Annotated in this window: 17 protein-coding genes; 12 read left to right on the top strand and 5 right to left on the bottom strand. The window is 66.9% G+C overall.

Annotation, left to right across the window (positions count from 1 at the left end; genetic code table 11):
- Positions 1 to 2 precede the first annotated feature (2 nt).
- The gene (locus NCO8_RS13070) at positions 3 to 689 is read right to left on the bottom strand and encodes a ZIP family metal transporter (protein ID WP_067639269.1); all 687 of its coding nucleotides are present in this window, start codon (positions 687 to 689) and stop codon (positions 3 to 5) included.
- 107 nt (positions 690 to 796) lie between these two features.
- Here NCO8_RS13070 and NCO8_RS13075 point away from each other — a divergent pair, with 107 nt between their 5' ends.
- The gene (locus tag NCO8_RS13075; RefSeq protein WP_067640124.1) at positions 797 to 1,153 is read left to right on the top strand and encodes an Rv0313 family protein; all 357 of its coding nucleotides are present in this window, start codon (positions 797 to 799) and stop codon (positions 1,151 to 1,153) included.
- Position 1,154: 1 nt separating this feature from the next.
- Here the strand turns inward: NCO8_RS13075 and NCO8_RS31295 are convergent, their stop codons facing one another.
- Together NCO8_RS31295 and NCO8_RS13080 are read right to left on the bottom strand one after the other, a co-directional pair.
- Positions 1,155 to 1,394 (bottom strand): hypothetical protein, encoded by a 240-nt coding sequence (locus NCO8_RS31295; protein WP_157104895.1) that lies wholly within the window; start codon positions 1,392 to 1,394, stop codon positions 1,155 to 1,157.
- Between the two features lie 129 nt (positions 1,395 to 1,523).
- Positions 1,524 to 2,294 carry an ankyrin repeat domain-containing protein gene (locus NCO8_RS13080; RefSeq protein ID WP_067639271.1) on the bottom strand — a complete coding sequence of 257 codons (771 nt, stop codon included), beginning with the start codon at positions 2,292 to 2,294 and terminating at the stop codon, positions 1,524 to 1,526.
- Positions 2,295 to 2,705: 411 nt separating this feature from the next.
- Here NCO8_RS13080 and NCO8_RS13085 point away from each other — a divergent pair, with 411 nt between their 5' ends.
- The 5 genes from NCO8_RS13085 (at position 2,706) to NCO8_RS13105 (ending at position 8,390) form a co-directional block, all read left to right on the top strand.
- On the top strand, positions 2,706 to 3,935 hold the full coding sequence (locus NCO8_RS13085) for a PE-PPE domain-containing protein (RefSeq protein WP_067639273.1): 1,230 nt from the start codon (positions 2,706 to 2,708) through the stop codon (positions 3,933 to 3,935).
- A 34-nt stretch (positions 3,936 to 3,969) separates the two neighbouring features.
- Positions 3,970 to 4,890 carry a LysR family transcriptional regulator gene (locus tag NCO8_RS13090; protein ID WP_067639275.1) on the top strand — a complete coding sequence of 307 codons (921 nt, stop codon included), beginning with the start codon at positions 3,970 to 3,972 and terminating at the stop codon, positions 4,888 to 4,890.
- Positions 4,891 to 5,155: 265 nt separating this feature from the next.
- Positions 5,156 to 6,358, top strand: coding sequence for a PP2C family protein-serine/threonine phosphatase (locus NCO8_RS13095; RefSeq protein ID WP_210740113.1), 1,203 nt, complete (start codon positions 5,156 to 5,158; stop codon positions 6,356 to 6,358).
- Entirely contained in the window at positions 6,355 to 7,950 is a 1,596-nt protein-coding gene (locus tag NCO8_RS13100) for a sensor histidine kinase (protein WP_312032643.1), read from the top strand. Before NCO8_RS13095 ends, NCO8_RS13100 begins: the two co-directional genes overlap by 4 nt.
- Positions 7,947 to 8,390 (top strand): response regulator, encoded by a 444-nt coding sequence (locus NCO8_RS13105; protein ID WP_067639279.1) that lies wholly within the window; start codon positions 7,947 to 7,949, stop codon positions 8,388 to 8,390. Before NCO8_RS13100 ends, NCO8_RS13105 begins: the two co-directional genes overlap by 4 nt.
- A gap of 6 nt (positions 8,391 to 8,396) precedes the next feature.
- On the opposite strand, the gene NCO8_RS13110 is transcribed toward NCO8_RS13105, so the two are convergent.
- On the bottom strand, positions 8,397 to 8,843 hold the full coding sequence (locus NCO8_RS13110) for an ATP-binding protein (RefSeq protein WP_084457017.1): 447 nt from the start codon (positions 8,841 to 8,843) through the stop codon (positions 8,397 to 8,399).
- 162 nt (positions 8,844 to 9,005) lie between these two features.
- Between NCO8_RS13110 and NCO8_RS13115 the strand changes: the two genes are divergently transcribed.
- A complete protein-coding gene (locus tag NCO8_RS13115) occupies positions 9,006 to 9,377 on the top strand; it encodes an STAS domain-containing protein (protein ID WP_245655335.1) in 372 nt (123 codons plus the stop codon).
- Between the two features lie 54 nt (positions 9,378 to 9,431).
- On the opposite strand, the gene NCO8_RS13120 is transcribed toward NCO8_RS13115, so the two are convergent.
- A complete protein-coding gene (locus NCO8_RS13120) occupies positions 9,432 to 10,985 on the bottom strand; it encodes an acyl-CoA carboxylase subunit beta (RefSeq protein WP_067640130.1) in 1,554 nt (517 codons plus the stop codon).
- 352 nt (positions 10,986 to 11,337) lie between these two features.
- Here NCO8_RS13120 and NCO8_RS31835 point away from each other — a divergent pair, with 352 nt between their 5' ends.
- The 5 genes from NCO8_RS31835 to NCO8_RS13145 all read left to right on the top strand — a co-directional run bounded on the left by NCO8_RS31835 (position 11,338) and on the right by NCO8_RS13145 (position 15,549).
- Positions 11,338 to 11,499 (top strand): hypothetical protein, encoded by a 162-nt coding sequence (locus NCO8_RS31835; RefSeq protein ID WP_167353276.1) that lies wholly within the window; start codon positions 11,338 to 11,340, stop codon positions 11,497 to 11,499.
- A 194-nt stretch (positions 11,500 to 11,693) separates the two neighbouring features.
- Complete coding sequence (locus tag NCO8_RS13130) at positions 11,694 to 12,956, top strand: PucR family transcriptional regulator (protein WP_067488994.1); 1,263 nt, start codon at positions 11,694 to 11,696, stop codon at positions 12,954 to 12,956.
- 199 nt (positions 12,957 to 13,155) lie between these two features.
- Positions 13,156 to 14,076: an alpha/beta hydrolase gene (locus NCO8_RS13135; protein WP_245655336.1), complete on the top strand. Its 921-nt coding sequence runs from the start codon at positions 13,156 to 13,158 to the stop codon at positions 14,074 to 14,076.
- Between the two features lie 88 nt (positions 14,077 to 14,164).
- Positions 14,165 to 14,560 (top strand): DUF3592 domain-containing protein, encoded by a 396-nt coding sequence (locus NCO8_RS13140; protein ID WP_167353277.1) that lies wholly within the window; start codon positions 14,165 to 14,167, stop codon positions 14,558 to 14,560.
- 80 nt (positions 14,561 to 14,640) lie between these two features.
- Positions 14,641 to 15,549 (top strand): TIGR03564 family F420-dependent LLM class oxidoreductase, encoded by a 909-nt coding sequence (locus tag NCO8_RS13145; RefSeq protein WP_067639289.1) that lies wholly within the window; start codon positions 14,641 to 14,643, stop codon positions 15,547 to 15,549.
- The last annotated feature ends 90 nt before the right edge of the window (positions 15,550 to 15,639 follow it).

A 15,639-nucleotide genomic window follows, 5' to 3' on the forward strand; every position in this document is an offset into this window, starting at 1 on the left:
ACTCATCCGATGGCGAAGGCCACGAAGAAGCCGGCCGCCGTCGCCATTCCGACCCACCAGCCGCCCTCCCGATAGGCCTCCGGCACAAGGGAATCCGTCAACATCGCGATCGTCGCACCTCCCGCGAACGCCTGCACCGCGCTGATGGCGGTGCCGGAGATGGTGTCGGCCAGCGCGTTGCCGAGCACGGTGACCCCGACGAGTACGGCCGAAGTGACCGCCCACAGGCCGAACGTGCGGCCCGGTGAGAATCCGTGCTGGTCGCGCAGGAACGCGACCGCGCTCACCGCTTCGGGCACGTTGCCCACCGCGATGGCGACCAGCAGCACCAGTCCCCCACCCCCGACCAACGACACGCCGAGCGCCGTGTTCTCGGGAATTCCGTCGAGCACCGTGCCGAGCAACAGCGCCCACCCGATCGCGGCCCCGCCCAGCTTGTTCTCGATCAGATGGTCGGCGACCACATACATCCCGGCGCCCGCGAACAACGCGATTCCCGCGATCACCGCCCCGTCGCGCCGGAACGCGGGCGCGAACAACTCCTCCGACACCGCCGCGATCATCGTTCCCGCGCCGAACGCCATCAGGGTCGCCAGCACCGGCCGAGGCAGCGCCCACCGCACGCCGATCGCCACCCCGATCATCAGCGGAACCACGGTTCCCAACCCGTAGAGCAGCGCAGTCAGCATGCGCAGAGCCTATCGAGACAGTGGCCGCCGCCGGGGTTCATGGCGCGTGGCGCGTTCGGCGAGGACACTTGGGAACAAATACGCCGATGTTCCGAGGAGGACTGATCATGGCGGATGACAGGCCATTCGATGCCGATGATTTCGAACGGGTGCTGCGTGGGGCGAGCGATGAGATCCGCGGATTGATCGGGAAGGCGGGGGGATTCCTGGATCAGTCGGTGCTGAATTCGCTGTTCGGGCAGTTCACCGGACCCCAGCACGCGCCCGAACCCGAGACCACCGGGGACACCGGGGGCGGGGTGTGGGCGATCTACACCATCGACGAGGACGGGCAGGCGCGGGTGGATCAGGTGTTTCCGAGTGAGCTCGAGGCACTGCGGGCGCATCGCGACAACACCGATGAGCGTCGTCGGGTGCGTTTTCTGCCCTACGGGGTTCCGGTCAGCGTGCTCGACGCGCCCTGACCTACTCGGTTCCCTTGCCGCCCTTACCTTTTCCCTTCCCTTTGCCTTTACCCTTACCTTTCCCCTTGCCCTCGCCTTTTCCGCCGGGCTCCTTCTCGTCGTCGACGACGGTCCCCTCGTCTTGGGCGGCGACGACCGGGGGGTGGACGGGTTGGACAGGATGGGCGCTCGCCGCACCGCCTGCCAGCAGGACCGTGAGAACTCCGACCGCCGCGGCGGTGGCGAAAGTGTGAGTCGACAACGTGAGCCCCTTCTCGTGGTGGAAAGTGCTACCTCTGCGATCAACCGGTCCAGCGTAACCGGCTGTCGGCCGGATCGTCGCCGGCGACGCCTGCGCCCCGCCGTGTCACCCGCCGACGAGTGCTTCAGGTCAGGAATGGTTGCGAAGGATCTCGACGATCGCGGTCTGGCCGAGCCGCTCCGCGTTCTCGAGCACCGTGCGGCCTTCGGCGTCGGGGATGTTCGGGTCGGCGCCGGCATCGAGGAGAGCGGTGACCGTGTCCTGGTATCTCTGGGAGCCGTCGCCGTAGATCACGGCTTCCTGCAGGGCCGTCCAGCGGGGTGTGTTCACGTGGTCGACGTCGACACCCGCCTCGATCAGGATCCGTACCGTCGAGACGAATCCGTGCTCTGCCGCCGGGATCAGCGCGGTGCCGCCGTATCGGTTCAGGCTGCGCACGTCGGCACCGTGTGCGAGGGTCATCGTCAGGATCTCGTCGTAGCCTTCGGCGCCCGCATACAGGTAGGCCGAATCTTGCATGTCGTCCTTGGCGTTCACATCGGCACCCGCATCGATCAGGACTCGTGCCGCGGCGGTGGCCTGATTCTTCACGGCCGTCACCAGTGGCGTGCGGCCCTCGTCGTCGCGCGCTTCCAGGGGTGCGCCGCGGTCGAGCAGTTCTTGCACGCGAACGCCGTCGTCGGCGGCCGCGGCCTCGTGCAGCGGTTCGGCGAGCGCGGGATCGGACGGTGCCGACGTCGGCGCGCCGGTCGGACCCGCGGCGGTGGTCGTAGCCGCTGTGGTGGTCGTCTGCGTGGTCGACGGCGCGTCGGACCCGGTGGGTGAGTCGGTCGAGCACGCGGTGGAGAGCACCGCCGTCCCGGCGAGCGCCAGCACAGCCATGCGGATCGAGGTGATCATGGGGAGCCTCCTTTGCCGAGCATCCGGTACATCGGCGAGCCGACCTGCTCCGGCCCCGGTGGACAGGCTCGCCGGTCGAGTTCACGCCCCTGACCACCCACGATGGCTACGTTAGACGCTACGTCGACCGACGCTGTACGCGACAGTCGACAGGACGGCAACGAACCGACGCTCACCGACGTCATCCACACACCCCCCGACTACCTGACCGCGGCGGTAGCCCGACAATCCGGACACACGCTTGTACCGCGGTGGGCCCAGCTGCCACAATTGCTCAGCGGTTGCCGAGGTTTCTCCCTGATGCCGAAGGGGTAGTTCATGAGGCCGAATGCGAGATTTGCCGATGTGCCGAAGAAGCGTGCTCGGCATCGGAAGCGTTCGGCGGCACGGGTCGGTGCTTCCGCGGCATTCATGACTGCGCTCGGCGTCGGCTGGCTCGAGGTGCAGAGCCTGTGTGCGGTGGCTTTGGCGGCGACGTCGGCGCTGATCGTGCCGGGCACCGGGACCAGCGACCCGTCCGTGGCACACGATTTCGAGAGCAACGCCTACCAGAACTTCATCGATCCCGGTGCGCAGGGCTGCACCGACAACGCCTGCCCGGGTGTCGATTTCGTTCCGGTCCCCTACGACGCCTCGCTGTGGCCGGTGATCTCGTCCAAGGGGCCGGGGGCGTCGTCCGCGAAATGGGACACCTCGGTCGCGGGTGGGGTCGCCACGCTCGATCAGCTCACCCGCCGGCAGCTCGGCGCGCCGGGTACCGTGACCGTGTTCGGCTACTCGCAGGGTGCCACGGTCGCCAGTGAGGAAAAGGCAGCGTTGGCCGGGCTTTCGCCCGAGGACAAAGCCAGGTTGTCGTTCGTGCTGATCGCGAATCCGAACCGGCCCAACGGCGGAATCATCGAACGCCCGGTCCTTTTCGGTGGGATACCGGTCGCCGACATCACCTTCGGGCCACCGACACCCACCGACACCGGCATCGCGACCACCGACATCGCCATGCAGTACGACGGCATCTCCGATTTCCCGGCCTACCCGCTCAATGTGCTCGCCGACGCCAACGCGCTGCTCGGCACGCTGCTCATCCACCCGTCCTACCTGCAGCCCAAGGGCAACGGCGCGGGAGGTGAGCCGAAGGCGGGCGCCGCGATCTACGGATACCCGGACCGGTCCGAGTTCATCGCGCAACAGAACTGCGACGAGCTTCCACAGCACTGCCAAAACCACGGCGACACAACATATGTCACCATTCCGAACCCCCAGGGCGCGCTGCCGCTGCTGTATCCCCTGCGCGCCATCGGCAAGCACACGAACCGCACCGATCTCACCGAACCGGCCGCCGCGCTGGCCGAGCCCGCCCTGCGCGTACTCGTCGAAACCGGTTACGACCGCACCGACTACTCCGCGCCGACCCCGTTGCGGTTCGACCAGCCGCTCAACCCGCAGAAGACCGCGACGCTGGCCACCGATCTCCCCGCCGCCATCGACCAGGGCGTCGCCGACGCCACCGCCGAAATCGAGAACCCCACCCACAACACCGACCGCACCCTGCCGGTGGAGACGGTCCTCGCCAACATGGAAGATCTGCTCCCACCCGATCCGGTCGTGTCGCTCGTCCGCGAATTTCTTCCGGCTGCACCCTGACCAGCTGCTATTCTTTCACCAATACACTGGACGAATGAAGCATCGGCACGGTGATGGCAGTCTCGACCTGGTTCAGTTGCGAACCTTCCTGGCCGTCTACCGCTCCGGCTCGCTCACCGCGGCCGCCACCCAGGTCGGCCTGTCCCAGCCCACCGTCACCAGCCAGCTGCAAACACTTGAAAAAGCCGTGGGCCGACCACTTTTCGACCGCCTCCCCCGTGGCGTCTCCCCCACGCCCGCCGCTCACGAACTGGCCGCCCGGATCGCAGACCCGCTCGACGCCCTCGCCGAAGTCACCGGCACCACCACTGGTCACCCGCCGCCCGAACCACCCGTGCTGCTCGGCGGGCCCGCCGAGATCCTGGCCACCCTTGCCCTGCCCGTCCTGGCACCGCTGATCACCGAGGGCGTGCGATTGCAGGTGGTAACCGGCCTCGCCGACGACCTGCTCGCCGAATTACGCACCGGCGCTCTGGATCTGGTCATCTCCGCCATCCGGCCGCGCGGCCGGGCCGTCCTCGCCGAACCCCTGGCCGACGAGGAGTTCGTCCTCGTCGCGAACCCAGCCACCGCCGCTCGCATCGACACCGGACGCCTCGAACGCGGCGACGCCACCGCACTCGCCCACGTCCCACTGGTGAGCTATGCCCCCGATCTGCCGATCCTGCGCCGCTATTGGCGCCACGTCTTCGGGCGCCGCCTCGAACGCCGCCCCGCCGTCGTCGTTCCCGACCTGCGCGCGGTCCTCGCCGTGGTGACAGCAGGCGGTGGCGTGAGCGTGTTGCCACGCTATCTGTGCGCGTCCGCCTTGGCCGCCGGAACCGTTGTCGCGCTTCTCGATCCGGAAGACCCGCCGATCAACACCGCCTACCTTGTCGGCCGTTCCACTCGCACCGAACGCCCCCACGTCGCACTCGTCCGCACCCGCCTTCGCGAGGCGGCGCCGACCTGGTGATTCCCCGGGCGGCCGGGCACCCGAATCGGGTGGGCGCCGAGCGGTTCGGTGATCGGATAAGATCGCAGAGCTCTTTCGGTCCAGCCAGCGGCTGAAGGAGCCAGTTTGCGCTGCGGGCGCTCGGGATCGGAGACATTCGTGCACACCGCTGGATTTCGGCTGTCCACCTGCGGGAGAAGACCCACTCGCCGAAACAGTGTGAGTGTCAGGACCGGCATTCCCACGGGTCGCCGTGCCGCGCAGTGACACAACCGCCGCCGATCTCCTGGTCACCGAGGCCGCGGCCCTGCCGGGCCGGGCAGCCCGGATCCTGCTCGTCGAAGACGACCCGGGTGACGCGCTGCTGGTAGAGGAGCTGGTGGCCGATCTCGGCGCCGGACCGCGCCTGGAGTGGGTGCGCACCCTGGCCGAGGCGGGCGAACGGCTGCGCACCGACACTCCCGATTGTGTCCTGCTCGACCTGCATCTGCCCGATGCCAACGGGCTCGAGGCACTGGCGCGACTGCACCAGATCGACGACCAGATCGCCGTCGTGGTGATGACCGGGCTCGACGAGGAGCAGACCGGGCTCAACGCCCTGGCCGCGGGCGCGCAGGACTACCTCGTGAAGGGCCGGGTGGAGCCCGAATTGTTCGGTCGCGCGGTGCGTTACGCCATCCAGCGTAAGCACGCCGAGCGCACGACCGCCGCCCTGCGGGCCAGCCAGATGCGGGCGCAGGAGAACGCGCGCCTGGAACGCGGCCTGCTGCCCACTCCTCTGCTCGGTGCCGACCGCGCCGTCGAGGTGCTCGCCCGGTACCGGCCCGGCGCCGACCACTCCCTGCTCGGCGGTGACTTCTACGACGCGGTCCAGGACTCCGACGGCGTGGTGCATGTGGTGATCGGCGATGTCGCGGGTCACGGCCCCGACGCCGCCGCGACGGGTGTCGCGCTCCGGTTGGCTTGGCGCACACTAGTTCTCAGCGGCGTCACCGGTGCCCGTCAGCTCTCTTTGCTCGAGGAACTGCTCGTGGCCGAACGCCGCGACGAGCAAACCTTCGCGACGGCGACCGTGTTGCGGCTCGACCCGGCGACCAGGCTGGTTCAGGTCCGCCGAGCGGGCCATCCGGGCATGCTGCGGCGCGCCGCCGGCATCTCGAGCTGGTTGGAGGTCGACGGCGGCCCGGCCCTCGGATTCGTCCCAGGCCACGGGCAGTGGCCTGCGCACGAGCTGAGCCTTGCCGACAACGCCGGACTGATGCTGTTCACCGACGGACTGTTCGAAGGCCACGTCGGCGACGGCAGCCGACGACTGGGCGAGGACGGCCTGCTCGAACTCGCCAACACCCTGCCCATCGCACACCCGGACGAATTCGTCGACGCGCTGATCGAACGAGTAGAAGACCAGGCCGCCACCGCGGGCGGCCTGGACGACGACGTGGCCATCCTCTATGTGCGATGGCGCGACAACGGAAGGCTTGCGCAGTGACGACAACAGCCCACGACCGGAAACGGTTGATCAGCCGGATGACGGCTCAGGGCTGGTTCCAGCTCGTCTTCGCCTCGATGATCGTCGCCGTGATCGTCGGTGCCGTGGCAGGCGCGCAGGTCATCGCCCACACCAACCGCGTCACCGACCGGCTGGTGGCCCAAACGCTTCCGGCCGCCGCCGAGGCCGCGCGACTGCAGGGCGCGCTGGTGAACGAAGAGGCGGGCATCCGGGGTTACGTGCTCACCCGTGATCCCCTGTTCGTCTCGCACTACACCAGCGCCAGACAGGACGAGGCGAAAGCCGTCGAACGGCTCGAGCAGTTGATCGAGGGCCGTCCCGAACTCCAGGCCGACCTGACCGCTCTGCTGACCGCCGCAGACCTGTGGCGCACCGCGTATGCCGAGCCGGTGATCGCCCAGGGCGGCGCACCGAACCGGACAGACATGGGCATCACCTATTTCGGTGAGTTGCAATCACGGTTCGCCACCCAGAACGACAATCTCACCGCCGCCGTCGACCGCGACAACAGCAGGCTCGACACCGCCCGCACCACCCGCAACCTGGTGCTGTCGGGCATCGTGGTCGCCTTCCTGGTGACGGGAGCGGCGCTCACCGTCCTGGTGCGCCGCCTCGTCGTCCGGCCGCTCGGCTATCTCACGGAGTCGTCCCGCCGCGTCGCGGCAGGCGAATTCGACTCCCGCATCGACCCCGTCGGCCCCTCCGACATCGCGCTCGTCTGCGCCGCCGTGGAGAACATGCGCGACCATATCGTCGCCGAACTCGCCTCCTCGCGCGTGCAGGAATCGGTGCTGCACCAGCAGAAACAGGAACTGGCCGACCAGGCGGAGGAACTGCGGCGCTCCAATACCGAACTCGAGCAGTTCGCCTACGTCGCCTCCCACGACCTGCAGGAGCCGCTGCGCAAGGTCGCCTCGTTCTGCCAGCTGCTCGACAAACGCTACGGCGACCAGCTCGACGAACGCGGCAAGCAGTACATCGACTTCGCCGTCGACGGCGCCAAACGCATGCAGATACTCATCAACGACCTGCTCACCTTCTCGCGAGTGGGGCGCGTATCCGACGGCACCGAACCCGTCGAGCTCGCCGACAGCCTCGACGCCGGGCTCACGGCGCTGTCGTCGAGCATCGAGGAGACCGGCGCGGTGATCGAGCGACCGGAGCAGCTGCCACGAGTCGAGGGCGAACCGACACTGCTGGTCATGCTGTGGCAGAACATCATCGGCAACGCGATCAAGTTCCGCACCCCGGGCTCGACGCCGCTGATCCGGATCACCTGCACACCGGACGACGCGGGCTCGGGTTGGCAGTTCAGCGTCGCCGACAACGGCATCGGCGTCGACGCCGAATTCGCGGACAAGGTTTTCGTCATCTTCCAGCGCCTGCACGCCCGCGACGCCTACAGCGGAACCGGTATCGGGCTGGCCGTCTGCAAGAAGATCGTGGAATTCCACGGCGGCCGGATCTGGATCGACACCGACTATCACGACGGCACCCGCCTGTGTTTCACCCTCCCCATCCTCGACGAATCCACCACCGCATCCGACGCCCGGAAAGAGGCAATCGCGTGACAGATCCCGGCCAGCCCATCGATATTCTGCTCGTCGAAGACGACCCCGGCGACGAATTGATGACGAGAGAGGCGTTCGAGGACAACAAAATCGGCAATACCCTGCATGTGGTAAGAGATGGTCAGGAGGCCCTCGACTTTCTCTACCGTAACGGCGACTACGCCGATGCGCCGACACCAGACCTGATCCTGCTCGATCTGAATCTCCCGAGATACGACGGCAGGCAGGTATTGGAGAAGATCAAGGCCGACCCCGAGTTGTCACCGATTCCGGTGGTCGTGCTGACCACATCCGCCGCCGAGGAGGACATTCTGCGTAGTTACAAGCTGCATGCCAACGCCTATGTGACCAAACCGGTCGACCTCGACCAGTTCATCGCTGCCATCCGGCAGATCGACGAATTCTTCGTGCAGGTCGTCCGGCTGCCCAGGGTGCGCTGACCGACTTCACGAGCAGGCGATGAGCATGGTGACGACGGTGCCGGATTCGGTTGTCTCGACGTCGAATTCGCTGCTCACCGCGCGCATGATGGTCAGTCCCCGGCCGCGCGACCCGTCGGCGACCGCGGCACCCGGCCGCCAGCTGCCGTGGTCGGTGACGACCACACGAATGTGATCGTCGGTGACCGATGCGCCGATTTCGACCGGTCCACCATCACCGCGATGTCCGTGCTCGACAGCATTGGTACACGCCTCTCCCGCGGCCAGTACCACATCGTCGACCAGTGTTTGCCGCACCGGAATGTCGCTCAGCCAGGTACGCAGCGCACGACGGACCTCGACCAATCGATCAGCCTTCGCGCAAAATTCCAGATAGAAAGGTTTCAGGGTGTTCTCCTGACCGGACGGGCGCCTCGGCACCGAACTGTGTGCTGTCGGTCTCGCTTCTGGCATTTACCCCATCCGATCCACTGCTAAGCAGGGCGCAAGTGTGATGCATACTTCCGGCGAGGATAGCGCGAGGACATGAGACCTCTTCTGTAAGGTCCGCTTTCATCGGGTAAGTTGAGTAAGATGTGTTCGCCGACCCGGCGACACCGAGGCAAGAGGTGGAAAGTGGCGAATCGCGACCAGAACGGAATCCCCGACCTCGATGTGCAGGTACGCGCCGAAGACGGATTCGAAATCCTCACCGTTCGCGGCGAAGTCGACATGGCATCGGCGCCGCAGTTGCAGGCCGCGCTGGAAAAGGCACAGCAGGGTGGAAATACGCTCGTCGTCGACATGACCCAGGTGGGATTCCTCGGGTCGGCCGGACTCAGCGCACTGCTCATCGTGTCGAAAGCGGCACCGGGCCAGTTGCGGGTGGTCGCCTCCCGTGAGGTCGCCCGCCCCATCGAACTGACCGGCCTGGACAAGCTCCTCGCCGTGTACAGCACCCTCGAAGCGGCCGTCGCCGCCACCGACGGGGCGCCCTCCGCGCTGTAAGCGCACGCCGGGCGGTGCCCGGATCGGTCGTATGCGATCCGGGCACCGCGGCACTCACATCGGATAGACCGAGTGCTTGCGCGGGTTGAATTCCCGTGCCACAGGCGGTTTGTCGCGCAACAGGCGGAGCGCATGGCGGATCTCGAGCCGGGTACGCGCCGGTTCGATGACGGCATCGATATAGCCGCGTTCGGCCGCGATCCAGGGCGTGGCGACCGTCTCGTTGTACTGGTTGATCATGAATTCTCGTGCGGCGGCACGGTGTTCCTCGGGGACCGCCGCCAGCTGCCGCTTACCGATCAGGTCGACCGCGCTCTCGGCGCCGATCACCGCGATCCGCGCCGTCGGCCACGCGAAGCTCACGTCGGCGCCCACCTGACGCGCCGCCATCATCCCGTAGGCACCGCCGTAGGACTTGCGCACCACGAGATTGATGATCGGCACGGTGGCCTCGATGATCGCCCTCGGCACCCGTCCACCACGGATGATCACGCCCGCCGCTTCCTGATCGAGCCCCGGCAGCACACCGGGCGTGTCGACGACGAACACCAGCGGGATGTTGAACGCATCGCAGAGCCGGATGAAGTAGGTCGACTTGTCCGAGCACGCCGCGTCGATCGAACCACCCAGTACGAGCGGCTGATTGGCGATCACGCCGACCGGATACCCGTCCACCCGCGCGAAGCCGGTGATGAGGTTGGGGGCGAAAGCCGCACGGATCTCGTGGAATTCGCCGTCGTCGAAGATCCGCAGCAGGATCTCGTGCATGTCGTAGCCGGTGCGATCGGAGTCGGGAATGATGGTGTCGAGTTCACGGTCCGAGCCGGTGAGCTCCGGCTCCAGGCCGGGATTCACGATCGGCGGCTGCTCGAGACAACTCGACGGCATGTAGCTGAGGTAGGCCCGCGCCCAGGCGTAGGCATCCGCTTCGGTCTTCGCCACGTGGTGCAGCGTGCCGCGCTCGGCCTGCACCGCGGCCCCGCCGAGGTCTTCGGCGCTGATGTCCTCACCGTTGACGGCTTTGATCACCTCCGGCCCGGTGACGAACATGTACGAATCCTCGGTCCCGATCAGCACATCGGTATTGATCGGCCCGTACACCGACCCCGCCGCGCACTTGCCGAGAATGATCGACACCTGCGGCACATACCCCGACAGCTTCTCCAGTACCCGGGAGATGTCACCGAACGACGCGATCGACCCCACCGCGTCCTGGATGCGCGCACCGCCGGAGTCGTTGATCGTCACCACGGGGCAGCCGGAATCGAACGCCAGCTTCAGCGCCCGCATGAACTTGCGCGCCGACACCACACCCACCGATCCGCCGTACACGGTCTGGTCGTGCGCGATCACCACCACCGGCCGCCCGTCGATCAGGCCCCGCCCGGTGACCAGGCCGTCGCCGTAGAGCGCGTCGGGCTGGTCGGGCTGGCGCGCCAAGGCGCCCACCTCGATGAACGTCCCGGGATCGAGCAGCATGTCCAGCCGCTCCCGCACGCTCGGCACGCCCTTCTTCGCCCGCTTCGCGACGCCGGCCGCACCCGCGGGTTCCGCGGCGATCGCCAGGATCTTGACCAACTCGTCGAGCTTCGCCTGCGTTGTCGCCACGCTCGCTGCCACCTTCCAACCACCTGTAGTACTCCGGGCGAACCTAGGCCCAATCGCGCGCGCACACGACGCCTGTGTGCGGTATGTGGACAGGTCACAGTGATCGGTGGCGATCCCTCGTGGTTCCGACAACCCCGTTGTGGTCCGCGCCGAACCTGTGGTCCATACCTGATCGCGCGGCACAAGGCGATATGACGACCGCGCCGAATTGTTGTGGATTTCTCCGAGAATGGCGCGTCGAACCAAATGGAAACGTCAAAAGCCGTCGCCGACACGTGAATTCGAGTTTGCCGCCGTGATCTGATCGAGATGTCCCGAACATGGGATGTTCACCGAACGCGAGGAAGTACGTATGAACTCCAGAATTGCCCGCCCGATTGCCGTTGCCGCCCTTGCCCTCTCGGCCGCCGCGCTCGGCACCGGCACCGCGGCCGCGGCCGGCCCTGTCGCCGGGTCGGTCGAGGTGTGCGCGCCGCTGCCGCTGGGCCCGCTCGAGCTGAGCCTGTGCCTCTGACCGGCTAGATCGGTGCGGTGAGCTGGTGTGGGCGGGCGTCGGGGCCGCCCACACCGGCGTGTATCCGGTACTCGTCGTAACCCTAATCATTCCGCTATTCTCTTGACCTTTGTCACAAGCGAAGCCCGGACGTGACAATGGCCTACGCGGTAGTTTGGTCACTTGCCCAGCGATCTGGGTGGGAAGGATTCATCATGGCTGTCACAACTTCCATCGAACCGTTCTTGACCGCTTCGGGCCGCCCGGTGTCAACCCCGTTGAAAGACGTGCGCACAATCTCGCGCCAGATGGTGGTGCATTTCATCGAAAACGTCGTCCCCTGCGCGACGCTGCCGGGCGAAGCGCTCGACGGCGACGTCACCACCGTCACCAGGGTCTGCCTCGAGCTCACCCGAAGCATGCTCGACGGTCGCGACCTCCCCGGCCGGGTGGAGCGCGTACAGGCCGCCGCCGCCGACTGGGCGCGCGAGGGCATCCCGATCGACACCATCCACCACGCCGTCCACGAAGGCTTCAAACTCGGCTTCGACCTGGTGATCACCAATGTCACCAACCACGACTACGACACCGTGGTCGGCGTGGCCCGGCGCCTGATGGACGCCCAGGACATGATCACCTCCGCCGTCTCCGCGGCCTACGTGCGCGAGCTTCGCGCCGTCGTCAGCGAGCACCACACCGCCGTGCACACCCTCACCTCCGCGCTGCTCGGCGGCCAGAACACCTCGACGATGGCCCGCGAATGCGGCATCGAGGTCGCCGACGAATACCACGTGATGGCCCTGGAGCTGCCACCGCACCCGGAGGAATCCGAGCCCGGCCTGAACGCGAAAGTCGTTGCGCGGCGCAAGTTGCGTCGCGTGCAGGCCGAACTCGCCAACCGCTGCGACGGCAAGGTGCTGTCGCTGCTCAGCGTCGACGGCGGCACCCTGCTGCTGCCCGCCACCGAGTTCACCGAGCCCGAGCTCGACGAGCTGATCGTGCACCTGTCCACCGCCGCCCAGGTGCCGGTGCGCGCCGTGGTGATGTCGGCCGCGCCGGGCGAGATCCCGCGCGCCGCGGAACAAGTCCACGAACTCGTCGAGATCGTGCACCGCCTCGGCGGCCCGAGCAAGGTCTATCGCCCGCACGAACTGGCCTTCGAATACCAGCTCACCCGCCCCGGCCCCGCCCGCGACTACCTGAGTTCGGTCGTCGATTCCCTCGAAGCGCATCCGGAGCTCATGCAAACCCTCGAGGTCTACATGGCCACCAATATGCAGCGCTCACGCACGGCCCGGAAGATGTTCATCCACACCAATACCGTCGACTACCGCCTCAAGCGGATCAGCCAGATGACGGGATTCGACCTCAACGACGTCACCGGATTGTGTTACCTGCGGGCGGCGCTGCTCATCCGAGCGCACCGGGGAACGGCGTCGAGCGATATCTCCCCTGACCGAGGTTCCCGCGCCGGCTGAGGGCCGTGTGCCCCCATTACTGGGGTCTGGCCGCGCTTTCCTACGAACGGGATCGTTCTTCGATAAGGGTGCACTGTCGCGTCGCGCGAGCCTCACAGGGGCTGACAGCGAGCGTGGGCACCTGTCCGAGCACCCGTGATCGCTCTCCCGATCACCGGTTCGGCGATCGAGAGGAACCCCGTTGTCCAGACTCCGGCTTGTGATCCTGACCCTCGTCACCGTTCTGGTCGCCCTGGCGCCCTCGTTCATCCCGGCTCCCGCACAGGCCGCGCCCACGGTGCGGTGGGAAGCGCGGGTCAGTGACCGCATCCTCGATATCGGGATCTCCTCGCCGAACCTCGAGGGTCCCGACTTCGCGGTGAAGGTGGTGCGGTTGCTGCTCCCACCCGGCTGGTCGAAAGACGCCACCCGCACCTGGCCCACGATCTGGGTTCTGCACGGCGGGTTCGACGATCACAAGTCCTGGACCGACAAGGGCGATCTCGAAGCCCTCACCGCGAACACCGACGCCATCTACGTGCTCCCCGAAACCAGTTGGTGCAGTGCGTATTCCGACTGGTGGAACTACGGTTCCTACGGCGCGCCCGCGTGGGAGAAGTATCTGATGGGCGACGTGCGGACCCTGCTGGAATCGACCTACCGCGCGAACACCACCCGCGCCATCGCGGGCAACTCGATGGGCGGTCTCGGCGCGATGAAATTCGCCGCGAAGTACCAGGGTTGGTTCCGTTCGGCGGCCAGTTTCAGCGGCAACGTCGACCCGCTGCACGACTCGGGCGCTCCCGGCGAACCGGACAAGCCCGGCCAGGGATGTGCCGCGGACTGGAAACGCGTCTGGGGTGACTACACGGCCCAGCGCCACATCTGGGAGCAGAACAACCCCTACACCCAGGCAGCCGAGCTGACCGGTATCCCCCTGTTCGTCAGCTACGGCAAGAACGGGCTCGTCGAATCCGCTGTCTACGAGCAGAACTCGCGCTTCGTCGCCAAACTGGAGAACACCCCCGGCGTGGATGTCAGGGAACGCTATGACGCAGGGGCCGGACACGACTGGTCGGCCTGGTCGTCGGCGATGTCCTGGGCGCTGCGGGATCTGCTGCGCTCCGTGGGGGTCGGCTGATCGGTGCCGGACTGCCGGAGGCTGCTCGGCCTCGCGAGCCGGATGCGCGTGAATGTCGTGGGGAGGGAAGACTGTGGCGACGGAATGGTTGTTCGCGCTGATTCCGGGTTGCCTGGGGTCGGTCTTCTTCGTCATCGGCCTGGTCTTGATTCGCCGTACTCGAAAGTTGAAGAGTTCCGGCGCGAAAGCGGTTGGCACAGTAGTCCGATTGGCGGCCAGTTCGGGACAGAACGGCACCCTGTATCACCCGGTGGTCCGGTGGGTTACGGCCGATGGGCGCACCGTGGAGGAACGCGCCGTCATGGGTAAGTCGTGGATTGTGAATTTCCGGCCCGGCACGCCGGTACTCGTCCATTACGATCCGGATCGCCCGGCGAAGATGGTCATCGAGGGCTACAGCGGCGGTTCGGAATGGTTGTTCTGTTTACTGGGCGCGGGCGTGCTCGGTGTGACTCTCGCAGTGTGCCTGGTGGCGGCTTTCTGAGCCCGGCGGCCCTTTCGATCATGGTGATCAGATAGCGGCATTTCGGAACAAAGCCTCCCGAGGGCCCGGTTGGACCGGGCATGACTCTGGGAATCGCGCTCGCCGTCGAAAACGCCACCAACTACGTCGACGACATCGTCGAGCAGGCACGCTATGTCGCCGAACAGGGTGTGCCCGCGGTGTGGTTCGGGCAGCGGATGGACTACGACTCCCCCACCCTCGCCGCGATCGTCGGGCGTGAGATACCCACCTTGCAGGTCGGTACCTCCGCCATTCCGGTGGCGGGGCGGCATCCGCTGCTGATCTCGTCGCAGGCACAGACCGCCCAGGCCGCCACGCGCGGCCGCTACCATCTCGGTCTCGCGGTCGGCTCCACCTTGTCGGCGAGTGCCTTCGGTCAGCCGTTCGATCGGCCCATTGCCCGGTTGCGCGAGTTCCTCACCGCGTTGCGGCAGCTTCTCGACACCGGCACCGCCGACATCCACGGTGAACTGTTCACCACCACCCCGGCGCTACCGACCTCGGTTCCCGGCGGCGAGCGGCTTCCGGTGCTGGTGGCCGCCATGGGACCGCAGGCACTGCGAGTCACCGGCGAACTCGCCGACGGCACCCTGCCCTACCTCGCCGGACCCAAGACGCTGAGCGAACACATCGTTCCCGAAATCACCAGGGCGGCAAGCACTCCCCCGCGAATCGTCGCCTTCGTACCTGCCGTCGTCACCGCCGATGTCGAGAGGGCCCGTTCCGAAGCGTTGCGGCACTTGGCCTTCTACGAACAGATCCCGTCCTATCGCCGCGTCCTCGACCTCGAAGGAGTCACCAGAGCGGCAGAACTCGCACTGATCGGTGACGAGGAAACCGTCGCCGCGGGCATCCGCCGCTACTTCGACGCGGGCGCCACCGAAGTCGTCCTCACCGCGACCGACCTCACCGGCCAGACCGACCACCGCCGCACCATTGCCCTACTGGGCGAACTCGCCCGGCGGTGATCCGCTGCCATCAGAACGTCATGTCTGAGGCCGCGACACCCGGGTAAGCGACCGGCTGAGGCGAGTCGAAGAACGAGAGGAGTTCGATCT

This window comes from Nocardia coubleae NBRC 108252, from assembly GCF_001612805.1.
Lineage (GTDB): Bacteria > Actinomycetota > Actinomycetes > Mycobacteriales > Mycobacteriaceae > Nocardia > Nocardia coubleae.

What these genes read in the sequence shown, in the direction of transcription:
- NCO8_RS13075 (WP_067640124.1), top strand. Translation starts at nt 797, where the DNA reads ATGGCGGATGACAGGCCATTCGATGCCGATGATTTCGAACGGGTGCTG.
- NCO8_RS13110 (WP_084457017.1), bottom strand. Translation starts at nt 8,843, where the DNA reads ATGCCAGAAGCGAGACCGACAGCACACAGTTCGGTGCCGAGGCGCCCG.
- NCO8_RS13145 (WP_067639289.1), top strand. Translation starts at nt 14,641, where the DNA reads ATGACTCTGGGAATCGCGCTCGCCGTCGAAAACGCCACCAACTACGTC.
- NCO8_RS13070 (WP_067639269.1), bottom strand. Translation starts at nt 689, where the DNA reads ATGCTGACTGCGCTGCTCTACGGGTTGGGAACCGTGGTTCCGCTGATG.
- NCO8_RS13090 (WP_067639275.1), top strand. Translation starts at nt 3,970, where the DNA reads ATGAAGCATCGGCACGGTGATGGCAGTCTCGACCTGGTTCAGTTGCGA.
- NCO8_RS13080 (WP_067639271.1), bottom strand. Translation starts at nt 2,294, where the DNA reads ATGATCACCTCGATCCGCATGGCTGTGCTGGCGCTCGCCGGGACGGCG.
- NCO8_RS13085 (WP_067639273.1), top strand. Translation starts at nt 2,706, where the DNA reads ATGACTGCGCTCGGCGTCGGCTGGCTCGAGGTGCAGAGCCTGTGTGCG.
- NCO8_RS31835 (WP_167353276.1), top strand. Translation starts at nt 11,338, where the DNA reads ATGAACTCCAGAATTGCCCGCCCGATTGCCGTTGCCGCCCTTGCCCTC.
- NCO8_RS13130 (WP_067488994.1), top strand. Translation starts at nt 11,694, where the DNA reads ATGGCTGTCACAACTTCCATCGAACCGTTCTTGACCGCTTCGGGCCGC.